Here is a 14,279-nt window from a genome sequence, read left to right as displayed (position 1 = left end):
AAAAAATCTCACATTTGTGAGATTTTAATTAACTTATAATGTTACTTTTTTATTAAAATCGTCATTTCTAGTGAAATTCTTTTAGAATTTTGTATCGAGAAAAAGATTTTAAAATATTAGTTTATAAATTCTCTAACATCAAGATAATTTCACTTTCGATACGTTGCATCATTTCAGGCAAAATTTCGATTTGATGTTTTACATTTTCGATGGTATTGTACGTCAATTCTCCCGTGTTCAAATTCAAATTATATTCAATTTGTCCTTCCCACGAATTACTCGATTCATAAAATGAAACCATTTCAAAAGGCAATCTTGGCAAAATTTCGCCAAAATGTTCTTCTAATTTGATTCGATTTTCTTGATTAATTGTTAGTTTTTCCATGATCTAATAATCATTGCATTAGCAGAAGTTTCGTAGAAAATAATCGCTAATAATTGTAAAAATTCAGCATGATTTAGCTTTCCAGCAACTACTTCTTCAATATCTGCTTCGTAATATTCTTCAATTGTTTTGGTCATCAAGGCCTTAAAATTCTCTAACGGAATATTTTGATCTTTCAATTCATTTAATAAATAATTATTCGAAGCTAAAAAATCAGGACGAGTTCCGAAAATAGGAGACTTACGAATATTTAACGCATTATGAAAAGTTTGCGAAATCAAAACGCCACGTTCCAATTCTTCGAATTCCCAACCTTTACGAACTCTTCTTGGATTATTTTCATAGAAAATATGGTTGTGAAAAGCGTGAATATGTTTCGCAATATCCGTGTTGGTATGTAAATAAAGAAACTGCAAAATCGAACTAAACAAATGATTTGCGTTCAGATTCGCTGGATAATACGTGTACAATAATGGATAATGAAACAATGTTGTGTACAACGGTGAAAAACTATCAATAATGTTTAGATTCAATACATTTATTCCTTCAAAATCTACTTTCTGATTCGTTTGATAATAATTAATTCCAGCCAAATAAATATCCTCATAACTCAATTCAAACTGATTAAGATACGCTCCAATTTGTTTGAAAAATGATGTATTTAAGTTATGATTTGTAACTAATTTATATTGTTTATTTTCAAATTCTTTAATAAAATCTAACTTAAACTCTGACTTTAAATTATCATTGATAACTTTATCAAAATCAAATGATTTATTTCTAATTACATTGACATAAATTTCGTTGTATGTATAAATAATTTGCTTTATTGGTTCTGTATCCAAAGCTTCAAACGGATTGATGTCAGCATTTGGCGTAGCATACAACGTAAACAAACGACGAAATTCTTGTTGAATCTTTTCTTCTTCCGCAAACATATTCATCAATTGATTGGTGTTCGCAGCAATAATACTTTCACCTAAAAAAAATAAAATACCAGCTTTCAAATCTTCATCAAAACCACATCTTTCAAGGGTTTGATCAAAATAAGTTTTGAATGGATTTTCAGGATTTTGGCTCATATCGAATAATTTTTTTTATCATTTAAAAAGTAAAAGTATTGATTTTTTGAAGATTTAAAACGAAAAAACCTCTGCAAAACAGAGGTTTTTAAAATTTATTTTAGTGAATTTGTTTAACTTGTTAAAATTCAACCATTGAAGGATTCAATCCAGAAAAACCATCAGCTGGCATTTCATCTATCGCTTTTACATCTTCTACACTTAATTTAAAATTATTTGAAGTTAAATTCGCTTCAATATTTTTTTCTGAAGAGGAGCGAGGAAGTGGTAAAATTTCTTTCGCCAAACAATAATTAATACAAATCTGACCAACTGAAACATTGTATTTATCAGCCAAAGAAACAATTAATTCGTTCTCCAAAATTCTTCCAGAACCTAGCGGACTCCATGCTTCAACTAACAAATCGTTTTGTCTACAAAAATCGACTAATTCTGGTTGCGAATGTCCTGGATGAATCTCAATTTGATTAACCATTGGTTTGATTTCAGCCGTTTCAAATAAAGCTTCCAAATGATTGATATTGAAATTACTCACACCAATCGCTTTTGCTTTTCCAGATTTGTAAATTTCCTCAAAAGCTTGCCAAGTTCCAGCATTCAATTCTGCCCAAGTATCAGGAAATTGCGTTTCATTTGCTGGCCAATGAATCAAATATAAATCCAAATAATCTGTCTGTAAATCAGCTAAAGTTTGCTCAAATGCAGCCATTGCTTTTTCGTATCCACGCTCAGAATTCCAACATTTAGATGTAATGAATAATTTACTACGATCTACATTTTCAGCTTTCAAAACTGTTCCAATTTCTTTTTCATTTTTGTAGATTGCTGCCGTGTCAATATGTGTATATCCTTTTGTTAATGCAATTTTTAGAGGTTCTATAACTTTTTCACCTTCCAATAACCATGTTCCAAATCCAATTGCAGGAATTTCGATCCCGTTTGATAGTTTAAAGTTTTCCATTTTTTCAATATTTTTATATTCAAATTTATCTCAAAACAACCAATTTCAATAATTAGTAGACGTTAATTCTTATGTTAAAACTCATTTATAGAAATCTTAAATTTAATTGTTTGTTAATAAAATAGTTCTATATTTATTCTCGAAAAGTGATAGGAAAAAATATTAAAAATGACACAATTTACAGGTACGATTGAGGATTTTATGAATACACATGAAGAATTTATTAATGCTTTGATTCTTAGAAAAATTAATCAACAAGTTGTATTAGATAAGAAAGATGCAGAAGATATTCAGCAAAATGAATTTATTCAACAAAAATTAGATGATTTAAAAGAACATATGACTGATTTGTTTGAAAATGAATTTGGTGATTGGGAAATTACAATGGATTTAGAATCTTTTGAACAAGAATTTGATAAACATTTTCAGATTTCGAAGCAAGAATTAGAAGATAATGTGCTGTTGAAGTAGGTGATTATGGAAGAAAAACAGATTTTACATGTTGATTTCGCAACTTTGAGACAATCGTATATAGAAGTCAAAAATTTTCTAGAAAAAACAACAAAAGAAAAAGTTGAAAATGTTGATGTTCTGATTGAGAAAGATTTATTTTTATCAGGATTAGATAATGAATCACTTTTGATAGCGTTTATAGAAAAATATGATATTGATTTTTCTAAATTTGATTATTCAAAACATTTTTTGTCAGAAGGAGAATTAGCGAATGGATTCCAAGTTGTCTTAAATATAGTTTTTCTTCCGTTATATTTTCTATTTTGGTTGATAAAAGAATTTACTTTTGATTTGATTGACTTAAATAAATATTTGATTAAGATTGTGAAATTATTTTCAACTAATCAAAGAGAAACTCGTGATATGAGTTTTGGAGATTTGTTAACTTCTTATGTCAACAAGAAATATACGTTAAGAAACACTACAAAATTCGTTTTGCATAATCCTAAACTCTCATAAAATCTTCTTCCAACAAGTCTTCTAAAGGACTTTGCATCAAAGATTGTGGTAAATTTCGGAAAGCAAAATTTCGTATATTCATCAAAAATTTATTGTCGACTTGAGCAACTTTTCCAGCCAAACGAGAAGTATCGATAATATAATGTGTTCGTTTCAAACGACGTAAATTATAATGTTCAAAAGCTAACAAAATATCAGTATCTTTTTTGATTAGTTCATCATACAAAACACAAACATCTTCAACAGCCATGCATGCGCCTTGCCCCATGTTTGGTGTGGTTGCATGTGCTGCATCTCCAATTAACAATACACGATTAAATGCATAATTATTAATCGGTTTTATATCCATAATTGGCGTAGCAATGATGCTTTCTGGATTCGTTTTTTGTAAAGTATTTCTGATTTGTCCCGAATAATCTTTGAACTGATTTTTAATATCACTTAAAGCGTAGTTGTAAACTTCAGAATTTAGTTTTGTATTGACACAAGCATACCAATAAATTTGATGATTGATTAATGGCGTCAAACCAAATCGACCATTTGGTCCCCATGTTTCGATGCTCTTTTTTGAATTGTAAGATTTATCCTCTACAATAGCACGCCAACAAATATAGCCTGCATAACGAGGTGTTGAATGTTTTAACAATTGTTGACGAATTGTAGAATTTATCCCATCAGCACCAATTAAATAATCACCTTCTGTAGAAGTTCCATCTTCAAAATGAAGGACAACTTTCTCAAAACTTTGTTCAAAGAATTTTATTTTTTTTGACGTTTTAATTTTATTCGAATCAATTTTCGAGACTAAATAATGATGTAAATCTGCACGATGAATGGCAAAATTTTCGTTGTTGTAATTTTTTCTTAATCGTTCTGTGTCCGCTTTCAGAATTGTTTTTTCTTTCCAATCTTGAATTTCAAAATCTTCTAACATATGCCCCAAAGGCGCAACCTCTTCTGCTAAACCTAGAATTTCAAATGCTTTCATTGCATTAGAAGCCAAACCAAAACCAGCCCCAATTCCTCGAACTTCTGGAGAAGCCTCGAAAATTTCGTAGTTATAATTTAAATCTTGCAAAGCTTTTGCTAAAGTTAAACCCGCAATTCCTGCACCCGCAATTAAGAATTTTTTACTCATTGATAAAAATAAAGTTCAAAATTAATCATTCTACTATAAACCAAAAAGAAAAGCGAATCAATTTGATTCGCTTTTTAGAAGTTATTTTGTCGAAAATTATTGTTCGTTAAAATATTTGTAGAAATATGGAATAGTTTCGATTCCTTTGTAGAAATTGAATAAACCATAATGTTCGTTTGGAGAGTGGATAACGTCAGAGTTTAATCCGAATCCCATTAAAACAGATTTTGTTCCTAATTCTTCTTCGAATAAAGCAACAATTGGAATAGATCCACCAGCTCTTTCGGCTAACGCTTCTTTTTCAAAAGTTTCAGCTAACGCTTTTTTAGCAGCGATAAAACCTGGGTGATTAGTTGGTAAAATATAAGGTTTACCTCCATGATGTGGTTTTACTTTAACTTCTACAGAAGAAGGCGCTAAAGTTGGGAAATAATCTGCAAATTGTTTTGTTACAACTTCTGGATCTTGTCCAGGAACCAAACGCATTGAAATTTTAGCATACGCATGAGAAGGAATAACTGTTTTAGCACCTTCGCCAATATATCCTCCCCAAATTCCGTTTACATCTAAAGTAGGACGAATAGAAGCTCTTTCGATTGTAGAAAAACCTTCTTCTCCTTGGATATCAGCAATACCAATAGATTTCTTGTATTCTTCTACATCAAATGGAATTTTAGCTAAATCAGCTCTTTCGTCTTCTGTTAATTCAAGAATTGGTTCATAGAAACCTGGAATTGTAATGTGACCTTTTTCATTGATTAATTTTCCAATCATTGTTGCTAAAACATTAATCGGATTAGGAACAGCTCCACCATAAACACCAGAGTGCATATCGCGATTAGCTCCTTTTACCTCAACTTCTACATAAGATAAACCACGTAAACCAACAGAAATAGAAGGTTGTTCGTTTGAAATCATAGAAGTATCAGAAATCAAAATCACATCATTTTTTAATTTCTCTTTATTGTTTTTAACGAAATTTACTAATGAAGGAGAACCAACTTCTTCTTCACCTTCGATCATAAATTTAACGTTACAAGGTAATTCGTTTGATTTGTTTAAAGCCTCAAAAGCTTTAACGTGCATAAACATTTGACCTTTATCATCAGCAGAACCACGAGCAAAAATTGCTCCGTCAGGATGAATTTCTGTCTTTTTGATTACTGGCTCGTATGGTCCAGATTCCCATAATTCTAAAGGATCAGCTGGTTGTACATCGTAATGTCCGTAAACTAAAACAGTAGGTTTTGAAGCGTCAACTATTTTTTCTCCGTAAACAACAGGAAAACCTTCTGTTTCGCATACTTCAACATTATCAGCACCTGCTTCTTTTAAATATTTTGCAACCATCTCGGCAGCATCATTTACGTCTTGTGTGTAGGCTGGATCAGCACTAACTGAAGGAATTTTAAGTAATTCGATTAATTCATCAAGAAAACGTTGTTTATTCTCTTGTATAAATTGTTGCGTATTGTTCATTTTTGTTTGTTATGAATAATAGGTAAATTTAAAAATAAAATCTTGATTAGACTTTCTTTTTCAAGAAAAATATAATGCGAAAACCTTTGTATCTTTGCAAAAAATTAGAGAATGATATTATATAATACAACTTTTATTGTTGAACAAGAAGTGCATGATGATTGGTTTGCGTGGATTCAGAAAGAGCATATTAATGATTATTTGAAATCAAATTGTTTTATCGGTGCTCGTTTAGGAAAAATAACTTCTCATATAGAACCTGGGGCGGTTTCTTATTCTTTGCAATTATTTGTGAATGATGAATTGACTTTAGATAAATTCAAGAATAATTTTTTATCAGAAATTAAACAAAAAAGTTTGCAAAAATACGCGACTAAAGTACTAAGTTTCGAAAGTGAAATGGAACATATAGGGGATTATAATTAAACAAAAGCTCGAGAAAATTCTCGAGCTTTTTTTATATTCTTTTTTGAAAAATAACTTCAATATTCAATTCAATCCATTGTTTGGTGCTAAAATCATAATATGACTTTGTAATATTTGTAGATAGACGATTGTAGTCTATAATTTTTAAATTTTCAATAGAAACATTTTTTTTATTTTCCTTGTTACCAGTATAGTTGCTTTCTGTATAACTACTATCTTTTATAACCATTACTTTATCCGATAATGTTGTAGATGTTACAAATCCATATTTTACAAAATCTGCATAACCGCTTGGTATACTTGGATAATCATAATTTATTAATGTTAGAGGAAAATTAAAGGAGATTAATTTTACTTTAGGTCTAACTTCTAAAAAGTTCTCTTGTTTATTAAGAATTTCAATTTCATCCAACAAATTAGTTGATGTTTTTTTATCATTGTTTAAATCAACTGGGATATTAGCTTTATAGGACACAATATTATAAGTCTCAACTACATCTTCTTCCGAAAAACCATCATCATCTTTACATCCAAAATTAATAAGAATTATACTAGATGCAAGTAGTAGTTTAAAGTAATTTGTAATCATATCATTATGAATTTTAGTAAATATAATAATTTCATTGATTTGTATAGTTATCAATTTTTGATTTATGTTTTTTTGACTTTAGTTGAATTATTTCAGAATTGGTTTCGATTTAGATAAAAATACCTATTACGATATTTTACTTCCGAAAAATTATAATTCAAACAAAGCGTTTGTTATTAAAATGGGCAAATCACCTGATAAAACAGAAAAATTGATGGACGCAAAAATGTAGTTCCAAAATAGAATAAAAAAATGCAGTAGTTTTTCTACTGCATTTTTTGTTTATGTTTAACCTTCGAAGCTTCTTACAGCGTCTAATGTTTTATTAATTTCAGCATCTTTAATTGCATCAGAAATAAACCAAGTTTCGTATCCAGAAGGAGCAATGTAAACTTCGTTCGTTAATAAATGATGGAAAAATTTGTTGAATCTTTCGTGGTTACATTTGGTCACATCTGTAAAGTTTTTAATTTCCGTTTGCTCTGTAAAGAAAACAGACATCATCGACCCTAAACGATTGATATGATTTGGAATTCCTTTTTCTGCAAAGATTTTAGAAATTTCAACATCTAAAGTTTCTGTAGCGTTATCAATTCTATTGAATAATGCTCTATCATTATTGATAATATTCAATGTTGTGATACCAGCACGCATAGCAATTGGATTTCCTGATAATGTTCCCGCTTGATAAACAGGGCCAAGAGGAGCAAGGTGATTCATGATTTCGCGACGAGCAGCAAAAGCACCAACAGGGAAACCTCCGCCAATTACTTTACCAAATGTTACAATATCTGCATTGATGTTTAAACGTTCTTGAGAACTTCCCATCGCTTGACGGAAACCTGTCATTACTTCATCAAAAATTAATAAAGCTCCATTTTCATCACAAATTTGTCTTAATCCTTCTAAGAAACCTTTTTCTGGAACAATACATCCCATGTTTCCTGCAATTGGCTCAACAATAATAGCTGCAATTTCGTCTTTATTTTGTTCGAATAAAGCTTTTACATCTTCCAAATTATTGTATTCTGCCAACAACGTATCTTTTGCAGTTCCTTGTGTTACACCCGGAGAATTTGGATTTCCGAAAGTTGCAGCACCAGAACCAGCTTTAATCAAAAATGAATCTGAATGTCCATGGTAACAACCTTCAAACTTTACAATTTTATCACGATTTGTATAACCTCTTGCCAAACGAATTGACGACATACAAGCTTCTGTACCTGAGTTCACCATACGAACCATATCGATGTTTGGAACTACAGAAGTAATTAATTTTGCAATTTCAGTTTCCAATTCAGTTGGTGTACCAAAAGAAAAACCATTTTTCATCTGCTCAACAGTCGCATTCAAAACACGCGGATCTGTGTGTCCAATAATCATTGGTCCCCAAGAATTGATGTAATCTACGTAAGCACGTCCATCTTCATCATAAATATAAGCACCTTCGGCTTTTTTGATAAAAATTGGCGTTCCTCCAACAGATTTAAATGCACGAACAGGAGAATTTACACCTCCTGGAATATATTCTTGCGCGTCTTTGAATAATGCGCTACTTCTTTGATACAACATAATTTTACAAAAATAGTTGCACAAATTTACTGAATCTTAAATGAATTATGAAGTGATTTTGATTAGATTATAAGTTTATGTGAAGATTTATTTTCTAAATACTCAATTAATGTTTTAATCAATTGATTTTCTTTCAAAATCGTTTGATTTCCAATCAAAAATAATTGCTCTTTTGCACGTGTTAACGCCACATTTAGTTTTCGGTCAACATTTCCTTGGTCATTCATATTCACCAACGCATTCAATTGTGAATAATATGTTACCGCAAAACTATACAAAATAATATCGCGCTGACTTCCTTGATAACGCTCAACTGTATCAACCGTTATTTGCTCGTAATTAGGAATATTTGCTAATTCTAATTTTTGTTTAATCAAGGCAATTTGATTACGGAAAGGCGCAATAATTCCAATTGTTTTCTTTGCATCAAATTCTTTTTTATTGATTTCGTATAAATGAATAATTTCTTGTACAAATTTCACAATCAAATCGGCTTCTTGCTCATTCGTTGAAGGCAAATAAGGATTTTCGTCCACATTGATAAACGCAAAACGATGATTCGTAATAAAGTTTTGTAAATCATTTGATTGATTATGATTTTCAAAATGTAAATCTGCACGTTGGCGATGTAAACTTTGCTTAATCTCTTCATTCAAATTTGGAATATCATAGGCAACATTTAATTTTCCATCATAAAAATAATTGTTCGGAAAATCTGCAATTTCAGCATGCATTCTTCCTTGATAAGTCAATTGGTCAAATGAATTTTCGTTATTATTACGCTCACAAAATTCATACAAACGTTCGAAAATTGAGTTTTTACGATTGATTAAACCAATATTTTCTAATAATTCGTTGTTCGTTTTTGCTAATTCAGGATTTTGCAAAACAATTGCAGGCAACTGTTTGTGATCACCAATCATGATAAAACGTTCTGCTTTTGGTAGAATTCCAACAATTTGTGGTTCTAAAATTTGTGAAGCTTCATCAATAATAATTGTATCAAATTTCTTTAATTTCAGAATATCATTTTTACTCGAAATTGAAGCAACCGTCGAAACAAAAATGCGTTGTTTACGAATAATATCTTGAATTGTTTTTCTCGAAAATTTTTCTCCTTTTTGCTCTAAATCAACATCTTTTTGCTCGATAATTTTATTCAATAAATTAGGATGAAATTCAGGAGAAGTAGATAATTCATTCCCAATTCTGATGAACTTTTGTTCAATTTGATCAGAAATAGCCGAATTTATCGATTCACATAATTCATCAACCGCACGATTTGTATACGCCAAAAGCAAAATATTACAATCTTGTTTCTCGTAGATTTCTTTCACCAATTCTTTGATGATAATCGATGTTTTTCCTGTTCCTGGAGGTCCATTCAACAAGAAATAATCTTTAGAAGAAAGCGCTTTTTTCAAGATTCGATTTTGTTCATCCGAAAGATTTGAGTTAAAATACGCATAATCCATTTGATTTCTTGGAATAGATTGCGTTAAAATCAAATCTTTTTTTGCTTTAGAAGAATGAATTAATCCATACAGATTTCGGTACATCGAAACAAAAGAAGAATCCATAAAATCGCGTTCCAAAGCCCATTTTCCTGATGAATCAAACGAATCAAAAAAGCGTGTGTTGGGCTGCTGATAACGAAAACGCAACACAATAAATTCTCTCGAAATACTTTTGATGGTACATTTAAAAACCTGATTTGTTAAAACCGAATCTTTGAAATTATTTCTTGGATAAAGAATGCAAATATCACCTTCGCGAATCGAAATAAAATCATTCGCAGGATTAGTTCTTTTTAACTTGATTTCACGTTTTGGATCAGAAATATGATTTTCTACAATTTCTAAATCATAAATAATCTCGAAATTATTATTTTTTTCTTCGAAAGTATTCAGCCACAAACTCGCCAAACCGTTGTTAGAAGTTGATTGTCCCAAACCAAGTTTCGCCATATATTGCTCTTTCGCAATGAAATTCGTAAACGAATAAAAATAAGCTTTTTCTAACGGTGAACTATTTTTGATCGGATAGATAAATTTATCCAACTGTTCTTCTAAAATTTCTTTGAAACGAGGATTAATTTTTCGTTTGATAAAATTGGCAGGTTTAATCGAATAAATAGTTGATTCAATATCGGTTAATGCATGATTTGCTAACCGATTTTCATTGATAATTATTCGATTTCGTAAATCAAAAATACGTTGAACTCGCGCTAAAGTTGGCACATCAAAACGTAAATTTCCTTGATATACTTTCGAATAGAAGATATAACCTTCGGTGTTTTTTGTGACATCTTTAAACTCTAAATCATATAAAACACCAATAATTTGGTAATATAAAAAGAGCTGCGTCGCATGATTTGGCTTGACACTTTTTCCATCATCAGGAAAAGGTGCACCACCAGATTTCAGCTCGATAATTTTATTTTTTCCTTCGGGATTAATGTCTAATAAATCTAAACGACCCTGAATACCATATTGTTCGCACAAAAATGAAGGCTCTATTAATGCACGATCCAACGAAATATCATATTGAGGAAAATCCTCGGTCAACACTTTTTGAATACGGTCAAAATGACCTTTTGCTTCCAGATAATAATCTTTCAAGTCTTGTGGATTCGTCAAATCGTTGCAAGCCGTATATTCTAATGGATAATTTTTGAAATCATTCTTGAAAATCTCATTAAAATCTGTGTTTTCAATGTTTTCTGTTGAAAAATGATCGACTACTGAATTGGCAAAATTTCCTAAACGAATGTGTTTACTATTTGGCGATTCTTCAAATTTTTTCTGAATATAATGCAATTCAGAAGTTCCATAATCCTGAAAACATTCAGCAATTGCCGAAATATCAACCAAATAATCTGGTTCGAGAATGATAAAACGTGGATGATAAATTCCTTCTTCATCAATCGTCGAATTGACTAAATTTAATTGTGCACCAACCCAAAAATCCTCAACAGAAGTAAAGTTTTCATTTACGCCATCCTCATCAATTTGAACTGTAATATTTTCTTCTGTTTCATTATCTTCATGATCGCAAATCAAACAATCTCGTTTGATTTCAATCACTTGAACACGCAATTTTTTAACCCGATTTCGAGTAAGAATTTTGTTTGTATAAAATTCTTTTTCAGGAAAATAGTAGATAATTTCTGCTGGAATCATTACTTCATAAATCGAAGAAATAAAATCTGCAACATATTTATAATGTGTAAAATATTCGTGTTCTGTCGGTTCGTATTTCTCGCTCAGAATTCGTTGAGCCGTTTTACGAAAGGAATGAATTTTAGTGGAAACTTGGTATTGATTACAGATAAAAGATAGCTTCGAGAAAAAGTTAGAAAACTGTAAAGCTTCGTTTTTTGTCAACTCAAATGCAATATTTTCAACCAAACGTTTTAAATCTAAATATTTAAAATTGATTGGTTTATTGGCAAGTTGAATTTGTAAAACTTCATTTAGCAGTTGATTTCCTATTTCTTCTCGATTCACGGCGATTAATTTGGTGTAAAATTAAGACTAAATATTGTATTAAAAAGACGTTTAATCCCACGTTTTCCAATCATCACTTGTAAACAACCATTTTGGAGTTTTAATTTTACCTTGTTGTAATTTATACCAAGGATTTAATTTTTTATTCATCGGATTATTAAGAATTTGAATTTTTTCAAATTATTTAATTCTCAAAGGTGAAACAATGACAGCAAATCCATCAGGATCTAAGAAAGAAATTCCGTTATCATTCCAATATGGATTTTTAGATTTTATTGGTTTGATATGATGAAATTATAAACGCTCAATAATTTTTTCATATTCTTGTTGTGTTGTTGGATAAAATACCAAACAATTGTCTTCATCAAAGTGATGATTTATATTTTCGTGAGTTGTTGTAAATTTTAGATGCCAGTTTAAATCTGGTTTTCCAATAAAAATACCATCATATCCATTATGATTTTGAAACTCTCCAAGAATTTCAAAATTTAAAACTTTAGTATAGAATTTTTTTATTTAGTTGATTTGATTGGTATGACGAGCGACTCAAAATTGCATAAAATTCACTATTATTATTGATTGAAAATTAGTTTATTTTATTGAATTTTATGGAAATAATTTTAGTACAATGAAGAAAACTCTTTTATTAATTTCGTTTATTATTTTTAGTTTATTTAATGTATTTGCTCAAAAACAAAAAGATTCTAAAAGTTCTGAAGTTATTATTTCAAAAGATTTTAAAAATAAATTAGATCCAATTAAATCAAATTTTAATCGAATTAATTCGATTAAAATTTGGACAAAAATAAAAGAAATTGAAACTGATGATTCTACCGAAGGTGGTTTTATTAATTATTATTTTTTGAACGATAAATTAGAAAAAATTGTGGTTCGAAAATTTGGAAAATCAGGTCAATATTTAGCCGAATATTATTTGTTAAATGATAAATTGTCTTTTGTTTTTGAACAAGGTACAACTTATAATTTTCCTTTATATTGGAAAGGATTTGATGATAAAAAATCGAAAATTGAAGAATTTCGTTATTATTTTGAAGATAGAAAATTGATTCATTTTATAGGAAAATCTAAAAATTACAAAACTGAAAGTAAAGATACTTTGGACGAATTTGATGAGATAATTAAGAAAGAGAAAAGTAATTAGATAAATCAAAATAACTACATTTATTAAAAATTAAACAATGAAAATTGCCATATTAGATGATTATCAAAATGCTGTACCGTATTTGAAATGTTTTGATTTAATAAAAGATTATGATGTTAAGGTTTTAAATCGTTCATATACAAATACAAAGGATTTAGCAAAAGAAATTGAGGATGTTCAAATTTTAGTTTTGATAAGAGAACGTACGAAAATAAATGAAGAATTATTATCCCTTTTACCAAATTTGAAATTAATTAGTCAAACAGGCAAAATTTCAAATCATTTAGATTTAGCCGCTTGTACAAGTAGTGGAGTTGCTGTGTCAGAAGGAATTGGTTCTCCTATTGCTCCAGCCGAATTAACTTGGATGTTGATAATGAATGCAACTCGAAAAATACCTCAAGCTATCGAAGCGATGAAAAAAGGCGAGTGGCAGACTAATATTGGTTCTACAATAAATGGTAAAACAATTGGAATTTGGGGATATGGAAAAATAGGACAGATGATTGCACAATATGCAAAAGCTTTTGGAACGAAAGTGCAAGTTTGGGGAAGTGAAAATTCTCGTCAAAAAGCATTGGAGGATGGTTTTCAAGCAAGTAATTCTAAAGAAGATTTTTTCTCTACAAGCGATGTTGTTACACTTCATATTCGATTAAATGAGCAAACAAAAGGTATTGTGAAATTTGAAGATTTGAAATTAATGAAACATGATGCAATTATTGTAAATACTTCTAGAGCTGAACTAATTAAGAAAAATGATTTAAGTAAAGCTTTAAGTCAAAATACACCAACTTATGCTGCTTTAGATGTATATAACTCTGAACCAATTTATGATAAAAATAATGAATTTCTAACGAATCCGAATGTAATTTGTACGCCGCATTTGGGTTACGTTGAAGAAAATAGTTACGAATTATATTTCTCAAAAGCTTTTGAAAATGTTGTGAATTATATTGAAGGAAATCCAATCAATATTGCAAATCTTGAAGTTTTAGATTAAT

The 14,279-nt window shown here is 29.8% G+C and carries 15 protein-coding genes; 5 read left to right on the top strand and 10 right to left on the bottom strand.

Translation table 11 applies throughout. The annotated features are described in order from the left end of the window. Positions 1–121 precede the first annotated feature (121 nt). From B3578_RS10085 to B3578_RS10075, 3 genes are all read right to left on the bottom strand, one after another. The gene (locus B3578_RS10085; RefSeq protein WP_125349508.1) at positions 122–385 is read right to left on the bottom strand and encodes a hypothetical protein; all 264 of its coding nucleotides are present in this window, start codon (positions 383–385) and stop codon (positions 122–124) included. Next, positions 373–1,467, bottom strand: coding sequence for a hypothetical protein (locus B3578_RS10080; RefSeq protein WP_221856186.1), 1,095 nt, complete (start codon positions 1,465–1,467; stop codon positions 373–375). Before B3578_RS10080 ends, B3578_RS10085 begins: the two co-directional genes overlap by 13 nt. Positions 1,468–1,588: 121 nt before the next feature. Next, the gene (locus B3578_RS10075; protein ID WP_286494862.1) at positions 1,589–2,428 is read right to left on the bottom strand and encodes an aldo/keto reductase; all 840 of its coding nucleotides are present in this window, start codon (positions 2,426–2,428) and stop codon (positions 1,589–1,591) included. Positions 2,429–2,596: 168 nt separating this feature from the next. On the opposite strand from B3578_RS10075, the gene B3578_RS10070 reads away from it, so the two are divergent. Then, entirely contained in the window at positions 2,597–2,899 is a 303-nt protein-coding gene (locus B3578_RS10070; RefSeq protein WP_221856190.1) for a hypothetical protein, read from the top strand. Positions 2,900–2,905: 6 nt separating this feature from the next. After that, a complete protein-coding gene (locus tag B3578_RS10065) occupies positions 2,906–3,400 on the top strand; it encodes a hypothetical protein (RefSeq protein ID WP_286494861.1) in 495 nt (164 codons plus the stop codon). On the opposite strand, the gene B3578_RS10060 is transcribed toward B3578_RS10065, so the two are convergent. Continuing rightward, complete coding sequence (locus B3578_RS10060) at positions 3,387–4,538, bottom strand: FAD-dependent monooxygenase (RefSeq protein WP_286494860.1); 1,152 nt, start codon at positions 4,536–4,538, stop codon at positions 3,387–3,389. The two genes, B3578_RS10065 and B3578_RS10060, sit on opposite strands and share 14 nt — an antisense overlap. A 96-nt stretch (positions 4,539–4,634) precedes the next feature. Next, complete coding sequence (locus B3578_RS10055; protein ID WP_038334410.1) at positions 4,635–6,017, bottom strand: dipeptidase; 1,383 nt, start codon at positions 6,015–6,017, stop codon at positions 4,635–4,637. Between the two features lie 111 nt (positions 6,018–6,128). On the opposite strand from B3578_RS10055, the gene B3578_RS10050 reads away from it, so the two are divergent. Further along, positions 6,129–6,443: a DUF4286 family protein gene (locus B3578_RS10050; RefSeq protein ID WP_284583689.1), complete on the top strand. Its 315-nt coding sequence runs from the start codon at positions 6,129–6,131 to the stop codon at positions 6,441–6,443. 31 nt (positions 6,444–6,474) lie between these two features. Here the strand turns inward: B3578_RS10050 and B3578_RS10045 are convergent, their stop codons facing one another. From B3578_RS10045 to B3578_RS14405, 5 genes are all read right to left on the bottom strand, one after another. Further along, positions 6,475–7,032 (bottom strand): hypothetical protein, encoded by a 558-nt coding sequence (locus tag B3578_RS10045; protein ID WP_291048342.1) that lies wholly within the window; start codon positions 7,030–7,032, stop codon positions 6,475–6,477. Between the two features lie 288 nt (positions 7,033–7,320). Next, on the bottom strand, positions 7,321–8,604 hold the full coding sequence (hemL, locus tag B3578_RS10040; protein ID WP_291048339.1) for a glutamate-1-semialdehyde 2,1-aminomutase: 1,284 nt from the start codon (positions 8,602–8,604) through the stop codon (positions 7,321–7,323). A gap of 62 nt (positions 8,605–8,666) precedes the next feature. Beyond that, positions 8,667–12,113 (bottom strand): ATP-dependent helicase, encoded by a 3,447-nt coding sequence (locus tag B3578_RS10035; RefSeq protein WP_219034629.1) that lies wholly within the window; start codon positions 12,111–12,113, stop codon positions 8,667–8,669. Between the two features lie 180 nt (positions 12,114–12,293). Beyond that, positions 12,294–12,389: a hypothetical protein gene (locus B3578_RS14410; RefSeq protein ID WP_371875737.1), complete on the bottom strand. Its 96-nt coding sequence runs from the start codon at positions 12,387–12,389 to the stop codon at positions 12,294–12,296. Between the two features lie 18 nt (positions 12,390–12,407). Continuing rightward, positions 12,408–12,629 (bottom strand): hypothetical protein, encoded by a 222-nt coding sequence (locus tag B3578_RS14405; RefSeq protein WP_371875736.1) that lies wholly within the window; start codon positions 12,627–12,629, stop codon positions 12,408–12,410. 112 nt (positions 12,630–12,741) lie between these two features. Here B3578_RS14405 and B3578_RS10030 point away from each other — a divergent pair, with 112 nt between their 5' ends. After that, a complete protein-coding gene (locus B3578_RS10030; protein ID WP_291048334.1) occupies positions 12,742–13,275 on the top strand; it encodes a hypothetical protein in 534 nt (177 codons plus the stop codon). A 37-nt stretch (positions 13,276–13,312) separates the two neighbouring features. Further along, the gene (locus B3578_RS10025; RefSeq protein ID WP_221854490.1) at positions 13,313–14,278 is read left to right on the top strand and encodes a D-2-hydroxyacid dehydrogenase family protein; all 966 of its coding nucleotides are present in this window, start codon (positions 13,313–13,315) and stop codon (positions 14,276–14,278) included. Position 14,279 lies beyond the last annotated feature (1 nt).

Origin of the sequence: Empedobacter sp. UBA1574, assembly GCF_002322895.1 — a bacterium.
Classification (GTDB): Bacteria; Bacteroidota; Bacteroidia; order Flavobacteriales; family Weeksellaceae; genus Empedobacter; species Empedobacter falsenii_B.
The sequence above is the reverse complement of the archived record's forward strand: the minus strand, read 5'-3'. Positions and strand labels throughout refer to the sequence as shown.

Bases quoted from the DNA above. Each gene is read 5' to 3' on its own strand.
- B3578_RS10085 (WP_125349508.1), bottom strand. From the start codon at position 385: ATGGAAAAACTAACAATTAATCAAGAAAATCGAATCAAATTAGAAGAA.
- B3578_RS10080 (WP_221856186.1), bottom strand. From the start codon at position 1,467: ATGAGCCAAAATCCTGAAAATCCATTCAAAACTTATTTTGATCAAACC.
- B3578_RS10075 (WP_286494862.1), bottom strand. From the start codon at position 2,428: ATGGAAAACTTTAAACTATCAAACGGGATCGAAATTCCTGCAATTGGA.
- B3578_RS10070 (WP_221856190.1), top strand. From the start codon at position 2,597: ATGACACAATTTACAGGTACGATTGAGGATTTTATGAATACACATGAA.
- B3578_RS10065 (WP_286494861.1), top strand. From the start codon at position 2,906: ATGGAAGAAAAACAGATTTTACATGTTGATTTCGCAACTTTGAGACAA.
- B3578_RS10060 (WP_286494860.1), bottom strand. From the start codon at position 4,538: ATGAGTAAAAAATTCTTAATTGCGGGTGCAGGAATTGCGGGTTTAACT.
- B3578_RS10055 (WP_038334410.1), bottom strand. From the start codon at position 6,017: ATGAACAATACGCAACAATTTATACAAGAGAATAAACAACGTTTTCTT.
- B3578_RS10050 (WP_284583689.1), top strand. From the start codon at position 6,129: ATGATATTATATAATACAACTTTTATTGTTGAACAAGAAGTGCATGAT.
- B3578_RS10045 (WP_291048342.1), bottom strand. From the start codon at position 7,032: ATGATTACAAATTACTTTAAACTACTACTTGCATCTAGTATAATTCTT.
- hemL (WP_291048339.1), bottom strand. From the start codon at position 8,604: ATGTTGTATCAAAGAAGTAGCGCATTATTCAAAGACGCGCAAGAATAT.
- B3578_RS10030 (WP_291048334.1), top strand. From the start codon at position 12,742: ATGAAGAAAACTCTTTTATTAATTTCGTTTATTATTTTTAGTTTATTT.
- B3578_RS10025 (WP_221854490.1), top strand. From the start codon at position 13,313: ATGAAAATTGCCATATTAGATGATTATCAAAATGCTGTACCGTATTTG.